The 24,893-nt window shown below is 71.5% G+C and carries 16 protein-coding genes; 12 read left to right on the top strand and 4 right to left on the bottom strand.

All coding sequences use genetic code 11. The features are described 5' to 3' along the window. Positions 1–40: 40 nt before the first annotated feature. A complete protein-coding gene (locus tag OG559_RS23895) occupies positions 41–2,383 on the bottom strand; it encodes a flippase-like domain-containing protein (RefSeq protein WP_405107245.1) in 2,343 nt (780 codons plus the stop codon). A 262-nt stretch (positions 2,384–2,645) separates the two neighbouring features. Between OG559_RS23895 and OG559_RS23890 the strand changes: the two genes are divergently transcribed. Beyond that, positions 2,646–2,843, top strand: a complete 198-nt coding sequence (locus OG559_RS23890; protein ID WP_405116911.1) for a DUF397 domain-containing protein — start codon at positions 2,646–2,648, stop codon at positions 2,841–2,843. A gap of 51 nt (positions 2,844–2,894) precedes the next feature. Next, on the top strand, positions 2,895–3,635 hold the full coding sequence (locus OG559_RS23885; protein ID WP_405107242.1) for a class I SAM-dependent DNA methyltransferase: 741 nt from the start codon (positions 2,895–2,897) through the stop codon (positions 3,633–3,635). A gap of 39 nt (positions 3,636–3,674) precedes the next feature. Here OG559_RS23885 and OG559_RS23880 read toward each other — a convergent pair whose 3' ends face one another. Continuing rightward, the gene (locus tag OG559_RS23880; protein WP_405107239.1) at positions 3,675–4,559 is read right to left on the bottom strand and encodes a peptidoglycan DD-metalloendopeptidase family protein; all 885 of its coding nucleotides are present in this window, start codon (positions 4,557–4,559) and stop codon (positions 3,675–3,677) included. A 222-nt stretch (positions 4,560–4,781) separates the two neighbouring features. On the opposite strand from OG559_RS23880, the gene OG559_RS23875 reads away from it, so the two are divergent. The 10 genes from OG559_RS23875 (at position 4,782) to OG559_RS23830 (ending at position 20,995) form a co-directional block, all read left to right on the top strand. After that, on the top strand, positions 4,782–5,876 hold the full coding sequence (locus OG559_RS23875) for a GH25 family lysozyme (RefSeq protein ID WP_405107236.1): 1,095 nt from the start codon (positions 4,782–4,784) through the stop codon (positions 5,874–5,876). 312 nt (positions 5,877–6,188) lie between these two features. Continuing rightward, complete coding sequence (locus OG559_RS23870; protein WP_405107233.1) at positions 6,189–11,654, top strand: carboxyl transferase domain-containing protein; 5,466 nt, start codon at positions 6,189–6,191, stop codon at positions 11,652–11,654. 114 nt (positions 11,655–11,768) lie between these two features. Beyond that, positions 11,769–12,227: a helix-turn-helix domain-containing protein gene (locus OG559_RS23865; protein WP_405107230.1), complete on the top strand. Its 459-nt coding sequence runs from the start codon at positions 11,769–11,771 to the stop codon at positions 12,225–12,227. Next, positions 12,220–12,606: a DUF4180 domain-containing protein gene (locus OG559_RS23860; protein WP_405107228.1), complete on the top strand. Its 387-nt coding sequence runs from the start codon at positions 12,220–12,222 to the stop codon at positions 12,604–12,606. The genes OG559_RS23865 and OG559_RS23860 overlap by 8 nt, the downstream gene beginning before the upstream one ends. Positions 12,607–13,001: 395 nt before the next feature. Further along, entirely contained in the window at positions 13,002–13,715 is a 714-nt protein-coding gene (locus OG559_RS23855) for a spermidine synthase (RefSeq protein ID WP_405107226.1), read from the top strand. A 189-nt stretch (positions 13,716–13,904) separates the two neighbouring features. After that, positions 13,905–15,587, top strand: coding sequence for a long-chain-fatty-acid--CoA ligase (locus OG559_RS23850; RefSeq protein WP_405107224.1), 1,683 nt, complete (start codon positions 13,905–13,907; stop codon positions 15,585–15,587). An 8-nt stretch (positions 15,588–15,595) separates the two neighbouring features. Next, positions 15,596–15,757 carry a hypothetical protein gene (locus tag OG559_RS23845; RefSeq protein ID WP_405107221.1) on the top strand — a complete coding sequence of 54 codons (162 nt, stop codon included), beginning with the start codon at positions 15,596–15,598 and terminating at the stop codon, positions 15,755–15,757. Between the two features lie 579 nt (positions 15,758–16,336). Further along, the gene (locus OG559_RS23840; protein ID WP_405107219.1) at positions 16,337–18,469 is read left to right on the top strand and encodes a B12-binding domain-containing radical SAM protein; all 2,133 of its coding nucleotides are present in this window, start codon (positions 16,337–16,339) and stop codon (positions 18,467–18,469) included. 141 nt (positions 18,470–18,610) lie between these two features. Continuing rightward, on the top strand, positions 18,611–19,771 hold the full coding sequence (locus OG559_RS23835; protein ID WP_405107216.1) for a BtrH N-terminal domain-containing protein: 1,161 nt from the start codon (positions 18,611–18,613) through the stop codon (positions 19,769–19,771). 27 nt (positions 19,772–19,798) lie between these two features. After that, positions 19,799–20,995, top strand: a complete 1,197-nt coding sequence (locus tag OG559_RS23830) for a glycosyltransferase (protein ID WP_405107214.1) — start codon at positions 19,799–19,801, stop codon at positions 20,993–20,995. Between the two features lie 81 nt (positions 20,996–21,076). Here OG559_RS23830 and OG559_RS23825 read toward each other — a convergent pair whose 3' ends face one another. Next, a complete protein-coding gene (locus OG559_RS23825; protein WP_405107211.1) occupies positions 21,077–22,936 on the bottom strand; it encodes an ABC transporter ATP-binding protein in 1,860 nt (619 codons plus the stop codon). Continuing rightward, positions 22,933–24,801, bottom strand: a complete 1,869-nt coding sequence (locus tag OG559_RS23820) for an ABC transporter ATP-binding protein (protein ID WP_405107208.1) — start codon at positions 24,799–24,801, stop codon at positions 22,933–22,935. Before OG559_RS23820 ends, OG559_RS23825 begins: the two co-directional genes overlap by 4 nt. Positions 24,802–24,893 lie beyond the last annotated feature (92 nt).

The raw sequence follows: 24,893 nt of genomic DNA, 5'->3' as shown, positions 1-24,893 counted from the left end.
CCGCCTGTCGACGACGAGCCCGCCGCCACGCTCCGCACGGTCACACCAGGCGTCGGTGGAGGAGCACCCGTAGGGCCACGAATCCGGGGACGGCGGGCAGCCAGAACGTCGCGAGCCGGTAGATCAGGACCGCGGCGACGGCCGTCTCCACGGTCAGCCCGTAGAGCAGCAGCCCGGACACGAGAGCCGCCTCGGTGGCCCCGAGCCCACCGGGCGTGGGGGCGGCGGAGGAGACGCCCTCGCCGACGACGCACACCAGGATCACCGGGGGCACCAGGGTGAGGTCGACCGGGTGGCCGACGGCGAGCACCGCGAGGTAGAGACTCGCGCCGTAGCAGAGGGTGAGGGCGACTGAGGACACGACCAGCCGGGCCAGCCGGTGCTGGCGGGTCAGGGCGCGCAGGGCCGACCGCACCTGACCGACTGCGGCGCGTCCCTGCCGGCGCAGCCGGGGGATGGCGAGGACCGTCGCGGCGGCCAGCAGCACCGCCACGACGGTCAACAGGATGGGCAGCGCCTTGGCGCTGGCCTCGTGGGTCAGGGTGCGGGCGGGCCGGCGGGCGAAGGGCAGCAGCACGGGCAGCAGCAGCACGACGGAGACGATGCCCGCGACGCGGGACACGGCGACGGCGGTGGCCGCCTCTGCCGTGGGGATCGCCTTCTGGTGCAGGTAGCGCAGGCTCAGGGCGGCGCCGCCGACGCTGCCCGGGGCCAGCCGGTTGGCGAAGGACGCGGCGACCTGCACGACGGTCGCCTCCCGTAGCGGAATCCGGTCGGCGATGGAGAGACGCAGCACGACCGCGCTGAGCACATAGGTGGCCACGGAGGCGAGCAGGGACGCGGCGACAGCCAACGGGTTCGCGTGGGCCATCAGGTGCAGGGCGGTACGTACCTGCCCGACCTGGGGAAGGAGGAGGTGTACGAGCAGGCCGAGGACGAGCAGCAGCCCGATGCCGCGGGGAGTTACCCGCACGACACGGGCCAGTCGGTCGTCGCGGTCCGGGCAGTGCCGCAGGATCTCGCCGCGTACCTGGTCGAGCAGGTCGGGGAACCGGCCCAGCGTGCTCCGTCCCGCCCGGGAGAGCACCGGTTTCTGCAGGTACGGCAGGCTGTCGGCGACGTGCCCGCCGCCGAGCTGCGCGACGGCCGCGTCGACCGCGGCCCGGGGGCTGATCCGACCGGCGAGGGTGACCAGCAGTTCGACGACGTCCCGGGACTGCTGGTCGGCCGAGGCGTCATCTGCGCCGAAGCCGAAGTCGACGAGGTACGCGGTCCGACCGTGGATGAGGATGTTGGCCGCGCGCAGGTCGCGGTGCGCGATCCCGGCGCGGTGCAGCAGCGCCACCTGTCGGCAGACGTCGGCCGCCGCGTCGAGCGGCAGCGGTCCGGTCGTCGCGTCCAGCGAGGGGGCGTCGGCGAACTCCTGCACCAGCAGGGCGTCACCGCGCCCGGTGGTGGCGGTGGTGACGACTGCGGGCACGCGCGCCCCGGCGCGCTGCGCCAGCAGGACCAGATAGGTTTCGTGCTCGTTCTTCTGCTTGGCGGTGGCATATGGTGGCTCGTCCGCCAGATGGCGGTAGAGCAGTCGCCGGTAGAGCTTGTACGCCCAGTCGGCGTCGCGCTGTTCACCGCCGGTCACCTTCACGAACATCCGGCGGCCGTCGGCGGCGTCCACCCGCCAGGGCCGTGAACCACGGGCGTCCCCGATGATCGGTTCCAGCCGGACGGCGTCGATCCCGCGCTGCGCGAGCACTTGGCGCAGCCGCGAGGTGGACTGCTCCGGGCCGACCTCGCCGACGATGAGGCGGGTCAGGCACACCGCCAGCCAGCCGGCCAGGAACCCGCCGACCGCGTCGGCGGGCAGGTGCGCACCGACGTGCACGCGGGCCAGGGCGACCAGGACGATCACCGCCCACAGCGGTCGACGCCAGCGCGGATCGACGGCGCGGGCGGTGACGATGCAGAGGGCGGAGGCGACCGCGACGTGCCCGGACGGGTAGCCGAGCGCTCCGGTGATCGTGTCGTGCGTCCGCACGTCGGCCAGCAGCGCCGCGGGGCGCTCCCGGGCCACCGCGGCCTTGCCCAGCACCGCGAGCCAGTACGCCAGGTTGCCGGCCAGGAGCAGGTCGCGGGCGACCGCGAAGCGTCGCATGAGCGCGGCCACGGCGGCGACGACGAAGACGGCCACGTACGACCCGACCTGCATGACCACGACCAGCCCGGGAGTCAGCCCGGCCGGCAGGCGGTTGAGCAGGGTGAACAGGTCCCGCTCCCAGCGGGCGGCCGCGTGGTGGCCCACCGCCAGGCTCACCGCGACCAGCAGACCGGTCGAGGTGAGCAGGCTGACCAGCAGCGCCGGTGACGGGCGGTGCGTCCGGGCCATCACCAGTCCTCGAACTCAGACGGTCGCTCCCCGGAGCCGGCTCCGGGCCTGTGGATCGACCCTACGGCCCGGGTGGGCGCCGGCACGGCCGTTTCCCGGCCAGGCCCGGCGGACGAGGTCGACGTCCCGGCCCCTCGCCGTGTCCCTGGTTCATTCCGGACGGCTTCGCCTCTGCGGTGGAGTTGGTTCGTGCGGACCTTGCCGGCGGCGGCGGGGGGACAGCCAGCCGAGGAAGCGGGTGTGCAGCACGCCCGGGGCGGGGCTGGCGCCCAGGCGGCGTGGCGCGCGGTGGCGCAAGAGCAGCCGCAGCAGCGGCAACGGCGGCGACTGCGTCGAGGTGGCCGACAACCTCCCGGGCGTCGTCGGCGTACGCGACAGCAAGGACCCAGCCGGCCCGGCGCTCACCTTCCCCCCGGCAGCCTGGCGCACCTTCGTCGCCCGGGTCGCCGGCCGGAGCTGACCCGCCGGTAATTCCCGGCGTTCCGGGAGGCGGGCGCGGTACGGTCCGCCGATGGACGACGGGGACGGATACTTCGGGGAGCTGGTGGCGGCGAGGTACGACGACCCGTCGGACGAGCGGTTCGACCCGGGCGTGGTGGCCGCCACGGTGGACGTGCTGGCGGAGCTGGCCGGCGGCGGTCGGGCCCTGGAGCTGGGCGTCGGGACGGGACGGATCGCGCTGCCGCTGGCCGGTCGCGGGGTGCCGGTGCACGGCGTCGACCTGTCCCGGGCGATGGTGGCCCGGCTGCGCGCCAAGCCCGGCGGCGACGCGGTCGGCGTGACGATCGGCGACTTCGCGACGACCAGGGTCGCCGGGACGTTCTCGCTCGGCTACCTGGTCTACAACACGATCATGAACCTGACCAGCCAGGCGGAGCAGGTGGCCTGCTTCCGCACCGTCGCGGCGCACCTCGAACCCGGGGGCCGGTTCGTGATCGAGGTGGAGGTGCCGTCGCTGCGCAGGCTCCCGCCCGGCGAGAACGTCGTGCTGTGGCACACCGGCCCGACCCAGTGGGCGTACGACGTCTACGACACGGCCACCCAGGCGTGCAGCTCGAACTATGTCAAGGTCGTCGACGGGCGCGGCGAGTTCCGCTCGATCCCGTTCCGGTACGTGTGGCCCGGCGAGCTGGACCTGATGGCCCAGCTCGCCGGGCTACGCCTGCGCGACCGCTGGGCGGGATGGGCCCGGGAGCCCTTCACCCACGAGAGCACCGGGCACGTCTCGGTCTGGGAGAAGCCGGCCGGCTGACCGGCTGTCCCTCGGCCGACAGCGCGGGTCGAGGGAGGGTCAGTTCCACCGGTCCTGGTTGAGGAACCGGGCGAAGCCCCGCCACGAGTTCGGCCCCATCGCCCCGTCGATCGGGCCGGTGTAGCCGTAGCCGGAGGCGAGTCGCTGCACGGCCTTCCACGAGTTCGTCCCCATCACCCCGTCGATCGGGCCGGTGTAGCCGTAGCCGCGCATGGCCCGTTGCAGCGCCGCGTAGGTGTTCGGACCGGGTGCGCCGTCGATCGGGCCGGTGTAGCCCGAGGTGATCCGCAGCCAGTTCTGCATCCGCTTGTAGAAGATGGTGCCCGGGATGCCGTCCTGCTCGGTCGAGGTCTTGGGCAGGCCGCCGCCCGGGTTCGAGCCGATGTAGCTGAGCGGGTTGATCCGTACCCCGCTCGGGTTGATCATGTGCCAGTGCAGGTGCGGGCCGGTGGAGCTGCCGGAACCGGGGGCGCCGACGGCCCCTCCGGACCGTCCCACGATCGCACCGGCGCCGACCGCTGCGCCGTTGCCCAGCAGGAACTGCGACAGGTGCATGTACTGGCTGCGGTATCCGTCCGCGTGGTGGATCGTGACGGTGTGCCCGCCGGTGCCGTTGTTCGGGATGTTCTGGATCGTGCCGGCGCCGCAGGCCGGCAGGTTGGTGCCGACGCCCATCCCGAAGTCGATGCCGCCGAGCGAGCCGCTGTTGAGGTGCTCCTGCCAGGATCCGGTGATCGCGTAGCCGGCGAACGGGTTGTAGATCGACGGCGCGGCGTGGGCGATCCCGGGCAGGCCGAAGACACCGCCGACGGCGAGGGCGCCGGTGGTCAGGGCGGTGCCGCGCAGCAGCGTACGGCGGCTGAGCCCGGCCGGCGGTTGCTCTCCGCCACCGCCGCAGCAGCCGGGCAGGTATTCATGGCCCATAATCGTTCCTCCGCGCGCTCGTGGATGATCATTGACGTGCAGAGGATAGCCATCGAAGTGGCCTACATCAATGTTTGAAGTAGGGGTCGGAGCGCGCCCCGCCGGTGACACAGGGGTGGCATCGCGACCGACCACCCTCTACCATCATTCGATGATCATCAATATCTGTGGAACGATCAGCCCGCCACGCGGTGGCACGGGCGCTCCGGCAGGAGACCTGGCATGACCACCGTCCTGGGGCGGCTCGCGGTGGCGGTCGCCATCGCCGTCGCGCTGCCGGTGAGCATCGGGGCGACGCCCGCCACCGCGAAGCCCGCCGCTGCGGCGGCGGTGCCGCCCGGCACGATGTCCGGCATCGACGTGGCCACCTGGCAGGCCGGCATCAACTTCGCCAGTGTCCGTGCCGACGGCCACCAGTTCGTGATCGTGAAGGCCGGCGGCTCCCAGCTGTCGGAGGGCCCGTACATCGGCTCGCAGTACGCGATCCAGGTGAACGGCGCGCGGGCGGCGGGGCTCAGGGTCGGCCACTACTGGCTGGCCGGGGACTTCCAGACCCCCACCCAGGCCGCCGACTACTTCGCCGCCCACCTGCGCGACTATCGGCCGGGTGACGTGATCGCGCTGGACAACGAGGTGCTCGACGACTCGACGAGGCTGTGGAACGACGCCGAGGTCACGACATTCTTCCAGCGGATGCGCGCCCGGATCGGCAACCACGTGCCCTGGCTGTACCTGGGCGCGGCCGACCTGCGCTCCCGGACGTGGCCCGGAACGATCGCGGCGGGCGTGAAGCTCTGGGTGGCGATGTGGGGCGCCAACAACGGCAGCTACCCCGGTGAGCCGAACCTGGGCGGCGCCTACCCGACCTGGAGCGCGCACCAGTACAGCTCGAAGGGATCGACCGGGGGCATCGCCTCGGTGGACGTGAACGTGGCCAAGCCGAGCGCGTTCGAGATCGTCAACGGCGGACCGACCGACCCGCCGCCGGACGACCCGCTGCCCAAGACCACGACCGAGCAGGACGGCACCCCTGGCCCGGTCATGTGGATGCGCGCCCAGAACTGGCTGTCCATCACGTCCGGCTACACCGGCCCGATCGACGGCGCACCGGGGGCGAACACCTACGCGGCGCTGCAACGGGCCATGCGCGGCTACGGCTACACCGGCCCGATCGACGGGGTGATGGGGACGAACTCGTGGAAGGCCGTGCAGCGGCTCGCCGCAGGCTACGGCTACACCGGCCCGATCGACGGGGCGATGGGGCCGAACTCGTGGCGGGGCTTCGCCCGGTTCCTCAACCAGGACCGGTGGGACTGACCGACAGGACGACAGGACGGGGCGGCGGGGCGGGACGACGGGGCGGCCGGGGATCGGTATGTGCCGCCGGCCGCCACGATCGTGATCCGCATCACAGCCGGCGCAGGGCAAGAACGCGCCGCCGCTCCGTTCGCACCTGCCCTGGTTAGGCGTGTGCGGCCAACGGTCTTTGTAGGTTTCCTACAACTGGTGCCGTCCAGCGTGCGTTGTCTGCGACATGGCGTTCCCCACCGGCAGACGGAAGGGTGAACACTGCCGGGGGTCGCCGTGTCGCGGCACACCCGTCGTCGGACTACAGAAGGGTTCGGTCGGGTGTTCAGTCGTGTCGCCATCGTCAACCGTGGTGAGGCCGCCATGCGGCTCATCCACGCCGTACGGGACATCGCCGCGGAGACCAGGACCCAAATCGAGACTGTCGCCCTACACACCGACGTCGACCGTACGGCCACCTTCGTCCGCGAGGCGGACCTGTCCTACGATCTCGGTCCCGCGTCCGCGCGCCCGTACCTCGACCTGAAGGTGCTGGAACGCGCGCTGGTGGAGACCGGGGCCGACGCCGCCTGGGTCGGCTGGGGCTTCGTCGCGGAGGACCCGGCGTTCGCGGAGCTGTGCGAGAAGGTCGGAGTCACGTTCGTCGGGCCGAGCGCGGAGGCCATGCGCAAGCTCGGCGACAAGATCGGCGCGAAGCTGATCGCCGAGGAGGTCGGCGTTCCGGTGGCGCCGTGGAGCCGCGGCGCGGTCGAGACCCTCGACGCCGCGCTGGCGGCGGCGGCCGGGATCGGCTACCCACTGATGCTGAAGGCGACCGCGGGCGGCGGCGGGCGCGGCATCCGCGTGGTCACGAACGAGGCCGAACTCGCCGACGCCTACGAGCGCACCAGCCAGGAGGCCGCGCGGGCGTTCGGCAGCGGCGTCGTGTTCCTGGAGCGCCTGGTCACCGGCGCCCGGCACGTCGAGGTCCAGGTGATCGCCGACGGCGAGGGCACCGCCTGGGCGCTCGGGGTCCGCGACTGCTCGGTGCAGCGGCGCAACCAGAAGGTCATCGAGGAGTCGGCGTCGCCGGTCCTCAGCCCCGCGCAGACGGCCGAGCTCAAGACGTCGGCCGAACGGCTGGCCCTCGCGGTCGGCTACCGCGGCGCGGCGACCGTCGAGTTCCTCTACCACCCCGGCGACAAGCTGTTCGCGTTCCTCGAGGTCAACACCCGCCTGCAGGTCGAGCACCCGATCACCGAGTCCACCACCGGGTTCGACCTGGTCAAGGCGCAGCTGCACGTGGCCTCGGGCGGGCGGCTCGAAGGTGAGCCGCCGGCGGAGCGCGGGCACGCCATCGAGGCCCGGCTGAACGCCGAGGACCCCGACCGCGACTTCGCGCCCTCCCCGGGCCGCATCGCGCGGCTGGCCCTGCCCGCCGGGCCGGGCATCCGGGTGGACACCGGAGTCAGCGAGGGCGACACCATCCCCGCCGACTTCGACTCCATGATCGCGAAGATCATCGCCTACGGCCGCGACCGCGACGAGGCGCTCGGCCGGCTGCGCCGGGCGATGGCACAGACCACGGTGATCATCGAGGGCGGCGCGACGAACAAGAGCTTCGTGCTCGACCTGCTCGACCAGCCCGAGGTGATCGACGCCAGCGCGGACACCGGCTGGATCGACCGCGTCCGCGGCGAGGGCCGGCTCGTCACGCACCGGCACTCCGCCGTCGCGCTGGCCGCCGCCGCCATCGAGGCGTACGAGGAGGAGGAACGCGCCGAGCGACAGCGGCTCGTGTCGACGGCGTTCGGCGGACGCCCGCAGGTGCAGCACGAGAGTGGCCGCCCGCTGGATCTGAAGCTGCGCGGCGCCGGCTACCGCGTGCGCGTGGCGCGGGTCGGCGCGCACCGGTTCCGCGTCGGCGTCGAGGCGGGTGACGACGTCCGCACCGCCGACGTCGAGCTCGACCGCTTCGACCGGCACACCGGGCAGATTCTCGTCAACGGCACCCGGTACCGCCTGCTCACCAGCACGTACGGGCCGATCCACCTGGTCGAGGTGGACGGCGTGACGCACCGGGTCAGCCGCGACGAGGGCGGCGTCGTCCGCTCCCCCGCGCCCGCGCTGGTCGTCGCGACGCCGCTGAAGGTCGGGGCCGAGGTCGAGGCGGGCGCTCCGATTCTGGTGCTGGAGAGCATGAAGATGGAGACGGTGCTGCGGGCGCCGTTCAAGGCCCGGCTCAAGGAATGCCTCGTGTTCGTGGGCAGCCAGGTGGAGACCAGCGCGCCGCTGCTGCGGCTGGAGCCGCTCGCCGACGACGACGCCGAGGCCGAGAACGCCTCGGCCGGCAGCGCCGTCGAGCTGGACCTGCCCGCCGCGCCCGAGGAGGTCCCGGCGCGGGAGCGCACCCGGCGCGGCCAGGAAGACCTGCGCAGCCTGCTGCTGGGCTACGACGTCGACCCGCACGACGAGCGCCGCGTGCTCGACGACTACCTCGCCGCGCGCCGGAAGATCACCGAGGACCGCGCGCGGCCCCTCGCCGAGGAGCTCGAACTCGTCGCCCTGTTCGCCGACCTGACGGAGCTGAGCCGCAACCGGCCGGCGGGTGAGGACGGCGGCGGCGACGGCCACGTGCACAGCGACCGCGAGCACTTCCACACCTATCTGCAGAGCCTCGACGTCGAGCGGGCCGGGCTGCCGGAGGCGTTCCAGGCCAAGCTCGCCAAGGCCCTCGGGCACTACGGCGTACCCGACCTGGAGCGCTCGCCCGAGCTCGAAGCCGCGGTGTTCCGGATCTTCCTCGCGCTGCAGCGGGCGTCGACCGACGCCATGGTCGTCACGACGCTGCTGCGGGCGTGGCTGCGCGAGCCGCCGCCGGACGAGACGCTGCGCGAGCCCGCCGGTCTCGCGCTGGAACGGCTGGTCGCCGCGACGCAGGTCCGCTTCCCCGTGGTGGCCGACCTCGCCCGCGGCGTGGTGTTCGCCTGGTTCGGCCAGCCGCTGCTGCGCCGCAACCGCGCCCTCGTGTACGCCGGCGTCCGCAAACACCTGCGCTTCCTCGACGAGCACCCGGACACGCCGGACCGCGCCGAGCGCATCGCCGAGATGGTACGCAGCACCGAGCCGCTGGTACGGCTGCTCGGCCAGCGACTCGTCCGGGGCGCCGTGGACAACTCGGTGCTGCTGGAGGTGCTGACCCGGCGGTACTACGGCAACAAGGGCCTCACCGGTGTCCGCACCGGCGACGTCTCGGGCTGCAGATTCGTGGTCGCCGAGCGGGCCGGCTCGCGGCTGGTGACCTCCGCGGTGCGGTTCGAGGCGCTGGGCGACGCGCTGCGCGGGCTCGCCGAGCTGGCGAGCGGCCAGGAGGCCATCGACGCCGACATCTACCTCGCGTGGGAGGGGCAGCCCGAGGACTCCGACGCGATGGCCGCCGCCCTGCACGAGGTCATCGCCGCGCACCCGCTGCCGAGCCACGTCAGCAGGCTCACCGCCACCGTCGCGGGCAGCCGCGGCGCGGTGATGCACCACCACTTCACGTTCCGCCCGTCGACCACCGGGATGGCCGAGGAACGGCTGATCCGCGGCCTGCACCCGTACATCGCGCAGCGGATGCAGCTTGAGCGGCTGCGCAAGTTCGACCTCACCCGGCTGCCGTCGTCGGACGAGGAGGTCTACCTCTTCCAGTGCGGGGCGCGGGAGAACCCGTCGGACGACCGGCTCGTCGCGTTCGCCCAGGTGCGCGACCTGACCGAGCTGCGCGAGCACGACGGCCGGCTGGTCGCGCTGCCCACGGCCGAGGACACCGTCGCCACCTGCCTCGACTCGATCCGCCGCGCGCAGTCGCAGCGGCCGTCGAAGAAGCGCTTCAACACCAACCGGATCGTGATCTACGTCTGGCCGCCGAGCGACCTCACCCGCGCCGAACTGGAGACGATCGCCGGGCGCGTGCTGCCGACGACCGCGGGCGCCGGGCTGGAGGAGATCCTGTTCATCGCGCGGCAGCGCGACCGGACGACCGGCGAGCTGAACAAGATCGCCGTACGCATCTCCTTCGACGCCACCGGCGGCACCGAGCTGATCATCGGCGAGCCGTCGGACGAGCCGGTCGAGCCGCTCGACGACTACCGGCTGAAGGTGCTGCGGGCGAGCAGCCGCAACACGGTGTACCCGTACGAGCTGACCGGGCTGCTCGGCGACTTCGTCGAGCACGACCTCGACGAGCACCACGCGCTGGTGCCGGTCGACCGGCCCAAGGGCCGTAACAGGGCGGCGATCGTCGCGGGCGTGGTCTCCACGCCGACCCGGCGACACCCGCAGGGCGTCACCAGGATCGTGCTGCTCGGCGACCCGACGAAGTCGCTCGGGGCGCTGTCGGAGCCGGAGTGCCGCCGCGTGATCGCCGCGCTGGACCTGGCCGAGCGGATGCAGGTGCCGCTGGAGTGGTACGCGCTGTCCTCCGGCGCGCGGATCTCCATGGAGTCCGGCACGGAGAACATGGACTGGGTGGCGGCGACGCTCAAGCGGATCGTCGAGTTCACCCAGGACGGCGGCGAGATCAACATCGTGGTCGCGGGCATCAACGTCGGCGCGCAGCCGTACTGGAACGCCGAGGCGACGATGCTCATGCACACCAAGGGCATCCTGGTGATGACGCCGGACTCGGCGATGGTGCTCACCGGCAAGCAGTCGCTCGACTTCTCCGGTGGCGTGTCGGCCGAGGACAACTTCGGCATCGGCGGCTACGACCGGGTGATGGGCCCGAACGGGCAGGCGCAGTACTGGGCGCCGAGCCTGACCGCCGCGCGGGCCGTGCTGATGTCGCACTACGACCACACGTACGTCGCGCCCGGCGAGGAGGGGCCGCGACGGGCGAGGACGACCGACCCCGTCGACCGCGACATCTCCGACTTCCCGCACACCGTGGCGGGCAGCGACTTCACCACCGTCGGCGAGATCTTCTCCGCCGAGGCCAACCCGGACCGCAAGAAGCCGTTCGACATCCGGTCCGTGATGCGGGCGCTCTCCGACCAGGACCACCCGGTGCTGGAACGCTGGGCGGGCATGGCCGACGCGGAGACCGCGGTGGTGCAGGACGTGCATCTCGGCGGCATGCCGGTGTGCCTGCTCGGCATCGAGTCGCGGTCGGTGTCTCGGCGGGGCTTCCCGCCCACTGACGGCCCGGACACCTACACGGCTGGCACGCTGTTCCCGCAGTCGTCGAGGAAGGCCGCGCGGGCGATCAACGCGGCCAGCGGCAACCGGCCGCTGGTGGTGCTGGCGAACCTGTCGGGCTTCGACGGCTCGCCGGAGTCGATGCGCAAGCTGCAGCTGGAGTACGGGGCCGAGATCGGCCGCGCGATCGTGAACTTCCGTGGGCCCATCGTGTTCTGCGTGATCTCGCGGTACCACGGCGGCGCGTTCGTGGTGTTCTCGAAGGCGCTGAACCCGAACATGACCGTGCTCGCGCTGGAGGGCTCGTTCGCCTCGGTGCTCGGCGGCGCTCCCGCCGCCGCGGTGGTGTTCTCCGGCGACGTCAACGCCCGCACCGCGGCCGACCCGCGGGTGCGGGAGCTGGAGGCCCGCGTCGCGGCGGCGTCCGGCGCCGACCGCGCCGCGTTGACCGCGGAGCTCGACGAACTCCGCTCGACGGTCCGCCCGGAGAAGCTCGGCGAGGTGGCCACGGAGTTCGACCGCGTGCACAACATCCAGCGCGCGGTCGAGGTCGGCTCCGTCGACGCCGTCATCCGCGCCGCGGAACTGCGCCCGCGGATCATCGAGTCCATCGAGTCCCGTCTGCGCTGACGATCCCCCTGCACGATCAGGAAACCGTGGCCTCCGCGCGAAGGAGGCCACGGTTTTTTGTTCGAGCACCCCCCGACTCCCTATCACTCCCCATCGTGCCTATGATTGGGTGCGATGAAGGAAGAAATGTACTCGGTGGAGCAGGTGGCCGAGCTGCTCGGCCTGCACGTGCGCACGGTCCGCGGCTACATCCGCTCGGGCCGGCTCGCGGCGGTGCGGATCGGCAAGCAGTACCGGATCGCCCGTGCCGATCTCGACGCGCTGACCGGGCGGTCCCGGCCGCTGCCGACCCGGGCCGGTGGCGCGTCGGTGGAGGTGTCCACCATCGTGCAGGTCGACGGCGTCGACCGGGCGGCGGCCGACCGGCTGGGCACGCTCGTCCTGGCCGGGGCGAACACCGGCCACGACCCCGCGCGCCCGCTGCGCATCCAGACCGTCCACGACGAGGAACGAGACCGGATGAAGATCGTGATCCTGGGCGACGCCGCCACCACCGCCGACCTGCTGCGCCTGCTCGACGCCGTGCTCGACGGCGACAACGGCCTGTTCGCCGGGAAGGTCGACCATGCCTGACCAGGTACGGGAGCTGGCCGGAGTGTCCGTGCTGATCTGCGACCCGGCCGGCCCGCCGGTGACGACCGTGCAGGACGCGCTGGACCTGATCGGCGCGGCCTTCCTCGGCGCCGAGGTGGTGGCCGTGCCGGCGAGCCGGCTGGACGAGGACTTCTTCGCCCTGGACACCCGGTTCGCGGGCGAGGTCATGCAGAAGTTCGTCAACTACCAGCTACGCCTGGCCGTCCTCGGCGACATCTCGCGGCACCTGGCGGCCAGTTCGGCCCTGCGCGCCCTGGTCCACGAGTCGAACCGGGCCGAGCACGTCTGGTTCCTGCCCGACCTCGACGCGCTCGAAGCCCGTCTGGCCGGCACGCCCACCCGCCCCGCCCCCGCCTGATCACGCTCTTACAGAGAATTAGTGGCCTCCGACGCCGGGGAGGCCACTAATTCTCTGTAAGAGCACGGTGTGGGGCGGGCGGGGCGGGCCACGCCCCTGGTGACGACGGTCCCCGCGCGGTCCCGAGCCTCCGGTCCGCCACGTGCAGTCGTCCGGCCAGCGTGTCCGCCGCCACGAGCACCGCCCCTCCCGCCGGTCGCCCCGGCACGATCGCCTCCGGGAAGGGTTGCCCGGAACGGGTCGGAGGATGCGCCGCGGCGCCCTGCACCGGCTGGCCGTGGGCACCGCCACCGCGCTCGCCGCGATGCGGGCGTACCGGATGGTGGTTGCTGCGGCGGCCGGGCCCGCGCGGGCGGTAGCATCCGCTCGGACCCCGGCCGAAGTGAGGAAACCGCGTGGGCGTGCGATTCGAGGAACTGGCCTGGCGGGAGACCCCGATCGGCGAGATCAGCCTGCGCCGGCGGCACGACCCCGCGCTGGACCGCGAGGTGTACGAGGTCAAGCTGGACGACGAGTTCCTGATGTCCAGCCTCTTCCCGGTGGCGGAGATCGAGCTGGCCCGGCTGGGGCTCGCGCCGCTTGCCGGCACGGCCCTCGACGTCGTGGTCGGCGGCCTGGGCCTCGGCTACACGGCCCGCACCGCCCTGGAGGACCCCCGGGTCCGCTCCCTGGTGGTGGTGGAGGCGATCGAGGACGTCATCGACTGGCACCGGCGGGGCCTGCTGCCGTTCGCCTCGGGGCTGGCCGACGACCCGCGCACCCGGTTCGTCAGGGCGGACTTCTTCGCGGCGGTGGCCGACGGGGCCGGCTTCGACCCGGACGAGGCCGGCCGACGGTTCCACGCCATCCTGCTGGACGTGGACCACTCCCCCCGGCATGTGCTGCACCCGAGTCACGCCCCGTTCTACACGGCCGACGGCCTGCGCCGCCTCGCCGACCTGCTGCACCCGGACGGGGTCTTCGCGCTGTGGTCCAACGACCCGCCGGACACCGACTTCCAGCGGGTGCTCACCGGGGTGTTCCCGACCTCGCTGGCCCACGTCGTCCGCTTTCCCAACCCGTTGCAGGGCCGGGAGTCCGCCAACACCGTCTACGTCGCCCGCCGGTAGCCGGCCCGCGCCCGCCCGCCTGGGCAGGCATGACGTCGGCGGGACCGGGAAAGGCCGACAGGGCACCGGGCACCCAGGGCGCCGGGCGCCGAGTGACCTACGCGACCGTAGGTTACCGGGGCGTAGGGTTAAGCTGGCGGCCGGTCGACGACGTCACCCGTCGGCCGCCCGACGCCCGAGGAGAGCCGAGTGGAACCCACCGCCGACCGGCCCTGGCTGCGCAGCTACGCCCCCGGCGTGCCGGCCACCATCGCCGAGCCCCCGGGCTCGCTGGTCGACCTGCTCCGGGACGCCGCCCGTCAGTTCGGCCCCCGGGTCGCGCTGGACTTCTACGGCGCCACCACCACGTACGCGGACCTGGCCGACCAGGTGGCCCGCGCGGCCGAGGCGCTGCGCCGGCTCGGCGTCGCCCGGGGCGACCGGGTGGCGCTGGTGCTGCCGAACTGCCCCCAGCACGTGGTCGCCTTCTACGCGACGCTGCGGCTGGGCGCGGTGGTGGTCGAGCACAACCCGCTCTACACCGCCCAGGAGCTGGACCAGCAGCTCACCGACCACGGCGCCCGGGTGGCGGTGGTCTGGGACAAGGTCGCCCCCCTGGTGCGGGGCCGGGGCGCGGTGGAGACCGTGGTGGCGGTGGACCTCACCGGCGCGCTGCCCCGGCTCAAGCGATGGGCGCTGCGGCTGCCGCTGCCCAGCGCCCGCGCGACCCGGGCGGCGATGACCGGCCCGGCCCCGGGCGCGACGCGCTGGGCGGACCTGCTCGCCGCCGCCGGGCCGCTGCCGGCCGACCATCCCGCGCCCGGCACGGACGACACCGCGCTGCTGCAGTACACCGGCGGCACCACCGGCACCCCGAAGGGCGCGGTCCTGACCCACCGCAACCTGCGGGCCAACGCCGCGCAGGGCCGCGCGTGGGTGCCGGGCCTGCGCGACGGCGCGGAGACGGTGTACGCGGTGCTGCCGCTGTTCCACGCGTACGGGCTCACGCTCTGCCTGACCTTCTCGGTGAGCATCGGGGCGACCCTGGTGCTCTTCCCCCGCTTCGACCTCGACCAGGTCCTCGACGCGGCCCGCCGCCGCCCGCCGACGTTCCTGCCCGCCGTCCCGCCGATCTACGAGCGGCTGGCCTCCGCCGCCCGGGAGCGCGGCGTCGACCTCGCCTCCGTCCGGTACGCCATCTCCGGCGCGATGGCCCTGCCGCCGGCCACCGTGCAGCTGTGGGAGTCGGTGACCGGCGGCCTGCTGGTCGAGGGGTACGGCATGACCGAGTCCTCGCCGATCACCCTGGGCAACCCGGTCTCCCCCGCCCGCCGGCCCGGCACCGTGGGGGTGCCCTTCCCCTCCACCGATGTGCGCGTCGTCGACCCCGACGACCCGTCCCGGGACCGGACCCCGGGCGAGCCCGGCGAGCTGCTGGTCCGCGGCCCGCAGGTCTTCACCGGATACTGGCGACGCCCCGAGGAGACCGCGAAGGTGCTGCTGCCCGGCGGTTGGCTGCGCACCGGCGACATCGTGACGATGGACGCGGACGGCTTCGTCACGGTGGTCGACCGGATCAAGGAACTGATCATCACCGGCGGCTTCAACGTCTACCCGTCCGAGGTGGAGGACGCGCTGCGCCGGCTACCCGGCGTACGCGACGCCGCCGCGGTGGGCCTGCCGGGCGAGCACGGCGGCGAGGAGGTCGTCGCGGCGGTGGTCGCGCACCCCGACGCCGACCTCGACGAGGCCGCGCTGCGGGCCGGCTGCCGTGAGCACCTGGCCGGCTACAAGGTCCCCCGCCGAGTGGTGATCGTCGAGGACCTGCCCCGCTCGCAGATCGGCAAGGTCCTGCGCCGGGAGGTCCGCGACCGGCTGCTCGCCGGACACTGACCGGCCCGGTGCTCGCCGACGGCGAAGACGTCCAGCCCGGCCTCGTCGGCGAGCTGCCCTGCCCGGACGATCTCGCGGATCCGCTGTTCGGCGGTGGTTGGCCGGTCGGTGTGCGGATCGGGAGTGAGGTCGGCGAGGCTGACCAGACCGATCTCCATGAATCTACCTAAGACTTGGCAAATGCCGACAGCGGCTATATATCCTGCCATCCTGCCGTCGCCCGCCGCGGCACCGCACCGTTCGCTACGTCAACGTCTCACACCGTCATGGGTCCCTGAACGGATACGCCGCCGCAGAGAAATCGAGGCCCGTGACGGGTCGTGCCAGGACGGTAGATCGCGTAACGTCGAACCGACCTCGGCAAGATCACCGCGCCGACCGGCGTTCCACGGGAAGGAAGCGGCTTGAAGGTATCCCCTGTCCACCCTCCGTCTGAGCCTGTCGCCGGCCCCAGCACAGCCAGCCTCGGATCGGCAGCCCCGGATCGGATCCGTTGAGGGCCCGATCCGTGGGGAGCGGGCGGCGTCGCGTTTCCCCTCCCACGTCGGCACACCCGACGTAGCACGCCGGTCGGCGCACTTCCGCACCGCAACGGCGCGATGATGTCCGGCCTGACGCTGTCGACGCTCACGCCGGCTGCGGCGATCCACTCTGGTCCTTCCGTCCCCCACGTCGAGCGACCGTCCCGGGCAGCTCCATCGAGCTGGCAGACGAATCGCCAGTCCACCATGCCGAGAGGGCAGGCAAACATGGTCATCGAGCAGCCTGGACAAACCTTCATTCCTGTCGAGAGCCTCAATGCTCGCACTTTCGGGCACGGCATCCGGGCAGCCGCGATCGGCCGGCCGCTGGTCGTCTTCCTGGCGCACCTGCACAGCACGACCGGAAAGAACCTGCGCGTGACGGTTCCGCTCGGGATGACCTACGTGCACTCCTATCTGAAGGCGCGGTTCGGCGACGCGATCCAGATCAAGCAACTCGCCACGACGCAGCAGATCAACGAAGCGCTGAACGAGCAGGTGCCCGACGTCTTCGCGTTCGGCAACTACTCGTGGAACACCGCACTGACCAACGCGGTGATCGGTGTCGTGAAGCAGCGACACCCCAAGGTCGTCGTCGCGGTGGCCGGGCCGAACATCCCCACCGAGAAGCCCATCGCGCAGGCCGGCCTGCGCAGGAACCAGGCCGCCGATTTCTACATCTCCCGCGAGGGCGAGCACCCGCTCGCCAACCTCGTCGAGACGTGCCTGGGCCTGGCTGACCCCAGCGACGTCAAGGGGACGGTGGTGGACGGGTGCTACTCGCTCACGCAGGAGGGGCTGATCCTCCAGGGTGACCCGCTGGACCGGGTGGGCGTCCTGGAGGAGATCCCGTCGCCCTACCTGACCGGCCTGTGTGACGACTTCCTGGCGAATCCCGAGTTCATCCCGTTGCTCCAGACGTCACGCGGTTGCCCGTACCGGTGCACGTTCTGCGTGGCGGGTCACGACTGGTGGTCCAAGCTGCGGGCGTTCAGCGTGGAGCGCGTCAAGGAGGAGATCGACTACATCCAGGCTCGAACGTCGAATCCCCTGCTGCGCATCGCCGACGAGAACTTCGGGATCCTCCCCCGCGACGTCGAGATCGCCGAACACATCCGGAAGGTGAAGGACACGTTCTCCTACCCCTCCGTGGTGCAGGTCTACACCGACAAGCACCTGACCAAGAACGTCAAGCAGGTGACCCTGCTCATGCGGGACCTCATCCCGCTCAACATCAGCTTCCAGTCGCTGGACAAGCAGGTCCTGAAGAACATCAAGCGGGTCAACGTCAAGGACACCGCGATCGAGGAGGCTGCCGCCTTCGCCCGGGAGCACAGCCTGGTGCTCTCCACCGAGCTGATCTTCGGATTGCCCGGTGAGACGATCGATTCCTTCACGAACTCCCTGGACAAGGTCCTCGACCACCGCTTCGACAACGTCGTCATCTACGCGCTCAACATTCTCGACCAGGCCGAGATGGCCTTCGCGGAGTACCGCGAGAAGTTCGGCCTGAAAACCCGATTCGCCCTGTCCGAGAACGGTTACTCCGAGTACGACTCCGTGCAGACCTTCGAGATGGACGAGCTCGTGGTCGCGACCTCGACGATCCCGGAGCAGGAGTACCTCCGGTTCTTCAAGTTCATCTTCTTCTTCAACTTCGCGCTGTTCTACGGCTGGCTGCGGGAGTTGGTCTTCTTCTTCGAGACCAACGGCGTCCGGGCGACCTCCGTGATCCGCTCCATGTTGGCGGATCCCGAGCAGTGCCCGACCCTGGCCGAGTTCGCCAGTCGGTTCCTCACCGGCCATCGGGCGATGATGCGCGACACCCGCGAGGAGGTCGCCGAGCTCATCCGCGAGCTGGCCGAGAGTCAACCCGAGCAGGTCACCGACAACCAGTTCGGGGCGATGCGTTACCAGTACGCGGTCTTCAGCGACCTGTTCACCGAGGGCCGGTTCGCCGAGGTCGTCCACGAGTTCGCGCAGAGCGGCCTCCGGCTCCACCGCGAACTGACCGGTGAGGCGCCGTCAGACTCGTTCCGGGCGCAGCTGGACGTGATCACCCAGTTGCAGATCCAGTCGTTCATCCCGCTGCACGAGCCCGTGCCCGAGACCGTGGTCCTGGAGTCCGGCTACGACCTGGTCGGATGGAAGAACTCCAACTTCAGGCAGCCGCTCGCCGACTTCGCCCTCGTCGAACCGGCGAGGTTCTCCCTGCGGATCGAGGGCTACCAGCACCACGAACGGCTCTGGGACGCACGGGGCAACGACGACATCCGACGTATCTATCTGCGCAGCTTCGCCAGCACCAACGCGAACCGGCGGCGGCACCTCGAACTCTGCGAGGAGTCCCCGCAGGCCTGATCGGGGTGGGCGGCGTCGGCACACGACGGTCCCGACGCCGCCCGCCGACCCCGAGCGGGAGACGCATGACCATCGACACCGGATCTGGACGCCGGACATCGGATGAGCCGATGCGGCACGACCACGGGCGTGGGGGAACACATGGATGACATCGACCTCGACGGCTTCACCCACTCCCACGTTCCACTCATGTACGACCGGGACGGGCTGCACTGCTTCTGGGTGCCCCGGGCGCTCGCCGCATCCCGGTGGGGCCGGGAGCGGCACGACGCCTTCTACGTCCATTTCCAGCTCTGGGTCCACTACAACCACCGGTGGGATCGCTACGACGTCGGTGATCGCTGGCGGGGCGCCGACAGCGCGACGGGCTGGGACACCGGGCTGGGCACCGAGGTGGACGCGGTGCAGGACCGCATCTTCCGCACCCACCTGGGACTGCGTCTCGACACGTTCAGCTCCGGGGGCGAGAACGTGGTGGAGACACTCGCCGGGCTCCTGCGCGACGGCCGCGTCCCGCTGCTCCCCATGGACATGGGTGAGCTGCCGTCGTGCCGCGCCTACTACGACGGCCACCACTCGGGGCACGTCACCGTGGTGACCGGCTACCGCAAGCAGCGCGAGATGTTCACCGTGCTGGACGGGCTGCATCTCGAGTCGCTGACGAACGCCAGGCTGTTCCACGTCGACTCGACGGGCGGGCAGGCACCGCTCGACCCCTGGGAGACACCGTTGCGGTTCGCGGTGCCGTTCGAACCGACGGTCACCCTCCGGCAGGTCCTCGGGGACATCTGCACGACGGCCTACGTGCCGAGCGAACACCTCGCCCGCGCGCACGCGGCCTGGGCGGCCCACGGCGTTCCCTACCTGGTCGGGCAGGTCCTGACCGTCTCGGCCGGGCCCACGCCGACGACTGCCGCCGAGGTGGTCCGCGACGCCGCGAGCGAGCTCGCGGACGTCGCCGACGCGGTTCTCGCCGGCGAGGAGCCGGTACGGGCCAAGGCCGAGTTCCTGGCCGGGGTCGTGCCGGAGTCGTCGTGGCGTCAGTTCGGGTACGTGGACAGCCAACACATCCTGGGCGCCGCGGCGCGGCTGGTCCTGTACCGGGCCGGGGCGAGCCCCGCCGACGCGGCGGCCTGCCAGCTCGCGGCGGCAGCCGCAGCGGGCCGGTGGCGCGCGCTCGTGGAGCGGGCGCTCGCCGACGGCGGGACGCTCGATGGCGCGCTCGCGCAGACCTACGACGACGCCCTGGCCGCCGAGCGGGCCTGGGCGACGACGGTCCGGCGGGCGATGGGGCGCGGTTAGCCGGGCCCTGATCCGAGAGATGGAGAAATGGTGAACAAGATCAAGATTCCGGAGCTGACGCTGTGCCTCATCGTCAAGGATGAGGCCGCATTCCTCCCGAGGTGCCTTGCGGAGGCCGGGCCCGTCTGCGGCGACGTCGTCATCGTGGACACCGGTTCGACCGACGGCTCTCAGGACATCGCGCGTTCCCACACCGACACGTTCATCCAGACGACGATGGACGGCGGCTACTCGGCCGCGCGGAACCTGGCCCTGGAGCAGGTGAAGACGCCCTGGGTGTTGTTCCTCGACGTGGACGAGGAGTTTCCCGCCACCGAGTGGCCACGGGTCGCCGCCCTCATCGAGCAGGCGCCCGACGACCATCTCGCCTACACCGTCCTTCGGTTCAACCTCACGGCCGTGGGCGCGATCTGGGTCGACCGCCCGGTGCGGCTCTTCCGCAGCCACCCGGACATCCGGTACCGGCGGCTCGTCGGTGAATCGGTGGAGGAGGCGGTGCAGGACATGGGGGGCGTCATCGCGTCCTCGGGTCTGGTCCTCAACCATCCCGGCAACGTCCGGCCGGTCGCGGACCGCACCGCCAAGCTGCGGCGCTACCTCGACCTCACCGAGAAGCAGATCGCCGACTACCCCGACCTCGGTCTGTGGCCCGCCTACGCGGGTTTCCTGCACCGCGCCCTCGGCAACTTCGAGCAGGCGGTCGAGTGGAGTTCCAAGGCCGTCGAGTCGGACCCGTCGGCACCGCGGGTGTGGGCCTACCACGGCCACGTGCTCCGTGCGGCGGATCGTCCGCACGACGCCCTCGCGGCGTTCCAGACCGCGGCCAAGCTGGCCCCGGAGGACTCCATCTTCCTCAACATGGTCGGCGTCATGCACCTCATGCTCAACGAGCTGGAGGAGGCCGAAGCGGCCTTCAAGGGGGCGCTCGAGCTGGAACCCGACCTGTTGCACGCCGAGATCAACCGTGGGCTGATCCGGCAGGCCCGGGAGGAGTACGAAGCCGCGGCCGGGATCCTGCGCGGCGTCGCTGACCGCAACTCCGGTCTTCTCCTGCAGGACTGGCGTGGGCGCGTCGAGATCGACCACTTCACGTATCTCTTCAACGAGACGGTTCCGCACTTCGCCGGCCTCGCCTATCACCTCGCCTACTGCGAGTTCATGGCGGCGTCCTCCCGCACCGAGGTCCGGTACCCGGTGGACGGGAGATTCACCCGCACGAGGTAGGGCGTCGGCCGGGTGGCCGTCGATCTGACGCCGCTCACCGTCGGCGGCCGGGACGACCCGGCCGCCGACGCGCGGCCACCGTCACCGGTAGGCGCTCGCCTGGACGGTGAACAGGTCGGCGTAGAGGCCGTTCGCGCTCATCAGCGCGTCGTGGCTGCCCATCTCCCACAGCCGTCCGCCATGCAGGACGGCGATCTGATCCGCCGCCCGGACGGTGGAGAAGCGGTGTGACACGAACAGAGTGATCACTCCGCGCTCTCCGCGCACGTCCGCGGCGGTGTTCACGAGTCGTTCGAACAGCGCGTTCTCCGCCAGGGCGTCCAGGGCCGCCGCCGGCTCGTCGAGGGCCACGAGCAGCGGGTCGCGTCGCATCAGGGTGCGGGCGAGCCCCAACGTCTGCCACTGCCCGCCGGACAACTCCGTCCCGTCCCCGTAGCTGTGCCCGAGCAGACCGTCCAGGCCACCGGCAACCCTCCGCACAATGCCCCGCGCACCGGCCCGGTCGAGCGCCGTCATGATCTCCTGGTCGGCGTCGATGGCCGCCGGCCGGCCCAGCCCGACGTTCTCCCGAAGCAACAGCTCGAAGCGCGCGAAGTCCTGGAACAGCGTGGCGACCCGGGACCGCCACTGTTCGGGGGTCAACTCCCGCAGGTCGATTCCGTCAACGGTGATCCGGCCCGAGGTCGGCTGGCAGAGGCCACAGATCATCCTCACCAGGGTGCTCTTGCCCGCACCGTTCTCACCCACCAGCGCCAACGTGCTGCCGGCCGGGATCTCCATCGAGACGTCCCGGATCACTGGCGCGTCGGCGCCGGGATATGCGAAGGAGACCTGTTCCAGCCGGATCCCCCGACGCAGCCGGGCGGGCGTCCGCGACACCACCTTATGGCCGGCCGGCTCCTGCGACGGATCCGACCTCGACGGCGACGCGGCAGGAGGACGGACCGGGCCGATCGCGGGCGCACGCCCCGGACCGGCCGTCAACTGCCGCAACACGTCGATGCGCTCGACGGTACGACCCATCTGCTGCAACGTCCCGAGCATCCCCAGCAGACCGGCCACCTGCACGCTGACCTGAACTGCGAGGGTGAGCACCAGGACGACCTGCCCGATGTTCGCCTCGCCGCGCACCGCGCTGCGGACGACGAGGAAGATCGCCGTCCCGTACGCAGCCGCGAACAGCACCTGCCCGCCGGCACGCAACAGGGCGCTGCGCCAGTGCGCCCGCCACAGCCGGCCGGTCGTCGCGGCCCAGGCCGCTCGCTGCCGCGAGATCACCGCGTCCCGGGCACCCGCGAGCCGGATCTCCTTCGCGGAGCTTCCGGTCGTAGCCACCTTCACCAGGTGCCGGGACACCTGGATGTCGACGGCGGCGGCCTCCTGGGCGTCGTCGATCACCCGCTGCGCACGGTTGCTGAGCAGCACCGGCGGCAGGGCGGCGAGCGGCAGCATGACGAGCCACGGGTCGACGCTGACCAGCAGCACGGCGGTGAGACCGATCTGCAGCACGACTCCGCCCAACTGCAGCGTCGACTCGAGCGCGTTCCGCACCCGGATCAGGTTCTCGTTCACCAGGGTCAGGGCCTCGACGAACCTCGGATTGTCGAAGTGGTCGATGCCGGCGCTGCCGTGGACGATCGAGGCGACCTCGTCGGTGAGGGCCAGTTGCTCCAGGTCTCCCAATTCGAAGTAGGACAGGTGCGCGAAGTGCATCATGGTCAGCTCGAACACCAGCAGCATGGCTACGGCCAGGGCCAGCAGCACGGCAGCAGTGCCGTCCCGGCCGATCGCCGCGTTGGTGAAAGCCGCGAGGACGACACCGATCAACGGCGTCGCGAGATAGCCCACGGCCATCAGGACGATCGCGGTGAACAGCCTGCGTCGGTCGGTTCGGTAGCCGAGGCGCAGGAGGAAACCGGCCGCGAGGGCGATCTTTCTCATCCCACCGCCGTCGGTTCGGCCGCATCCATCCGGAATCTCCTCGCCTGCAACTCGAACAGCTCGGCGTACCGGCCGTCGTGCCGAATCAGTTCGTCGTGGCTGCCGCGTTCGACGACCCGGCCGTGCTCGATCACCACGATCTGATCCGCGTGGCGGACCGTGGAGAAACGGTGGGAGATCAGGACGCTCGTGATCCCCTTCGCGGTGGCCAGGAACCGGTCGTGGAACTCCACCTCCGCCCGGACGTCGAGCTGCGCGGTCGGCTCGTCGAGCACCAGCACCGAGGCGCCGCCCTGGACGGCCAGCAGCGCCCGGGCAAGGGCGATCCGCTGCCACTGGCCGCCCGACAGGTCCGTGCCACCGGGATAGCGCGAGGACAGCGGCGTCCGGAGCGGGTCCGGCGCTCCGCGCAACGCGTCCAGGGCACCGGCCCGTTCGGCCGCGGCCGTGATCGCCTCATCGTCCGCGAGCAGCCGCGGCGCACCGAGACCGATGTTCTCCGCCACCGTCAGCTCGTAGCGGACGTAGTCCTGGAAGGTCATCGCGAGTTGGCGGCGCCATTCGTCCGGGTCGAAGCGGGCCAGCTCAGCCCCGTCCACGGTGATCCGCCCGCTCGTCGGCTCGTAGAGGCGAGCGAGCAGCTTCACCAGGGTGGTCTTGCCGGCGCCGTTGAGGCCGACGATGGCGGTGGAACGGCCGACCGGGAGCGTGAGGTCCAGGCCGTCGAGAATGGTGGGACCGTCCGCGGAGTACCGGAAGCTCACATTGTCGAAACGGATCTCCCGGCTCGGCCGCACCGGCATCGTCGTCGCCCGCGCACCGACCGTCCGGGCGGCGCCCGCTTGTTGCTCGAAACGCTCCAGGGCGTGGAACGAGTGCAGTCCGAACTGCGTCTGCACATCGCATTCCGGGAAGTAGACGCCGAAGCGCATGGGGATCAAAATCCCCTGTAGGGCGACGGCGAGTTCGAAAAGGTCGACCTGCCCCCGGCCGGCCGCCACGGCCAGCATCGTGATGGCGACCGCTCCGCCGACGAAGCCGACCGCGGAGAACCCGACGAACGGCCAGAACTGCAGGCGTCGGCTACCGGCCCACATCGGCCGGAGGTTGGCCATGGTGTCGGAGCGCAGCCGCTCACGCAGCCAGCCGAGCAGCCCGAACACGCGGATCTCCTTGGCGGCGGTCGCACCGGTCGCCAGGCCACCGATGTACCCGGCCCTGCGTCGATGCCCGGCCAGGGACTCCGACACCGCCGCGAACCGCCCGAGCGTGCCGCGCACCCCCATCCGGATGACCAGTGCGGTGATCATCAGGATCAACCCCGCGAGCGGACTCAACACCACACCGACGAGGACCACGGCAGCTGTCAGCTGGCAGTAACGGGACACCAACGCGGGGATCGCGCCGACGGCATCGCCGGGGGTGTACGCCTGCCGCTCGAACGCCGCCCGCGCGTCGGCGAGCAGGTCCAGCGCCTCGGGGTTCTCCAGCAGGGCGATCGGCGCGTCGTCCAGCGCCGCGTCGAGCAGCCGCCCGATACACACCTCGTCGACCCGGCGCGCGATGACCTCGGTGACCGCGGACTGGAACGGCGTCAGCAGCTGTTGCAGGGTGAACGCGCCCAGGGCCACCGCGAAGACGACCGCGATGCCGTCCCACGAGAGCCCCGTGGGCTCCGCGGCGAGGGCCGGCACGCGAGAGAGCAGCAGGCTGGTGGAGACGATGAACGCCGACGGCAGCAGGCCGAGCGTGACGTTCAGCGCGAGTGCGCCGAGGGCCAGTCCGCGCCCCGCGTGCGGCAACAGGCGGAGCATCTGGAGCCAGCGGGTGGACCGATCCCTGATGGCGAGCGCCAGAGGTGCCACCGAACCTCCCATGTCACCCACGGTCATCGGCGTGGGAACCGACCACCAAGTTCGGGGAGCCTATCGGCGGCCCGATTGATCATCAACAGGGC

The organism is Micromonospora sp. NBC_01405 (genome assembly GCF_045040155.1).
GTDB lineage: Bacteria > Actinomycetota > Actinomycetes > Mycobacteriales > Micromonosporaceae > Micromonospora.
Note: the sequence above shows the minus strand (reverse complement) of the source record. Positions and strands in the feature narration are given on the sequence as shown.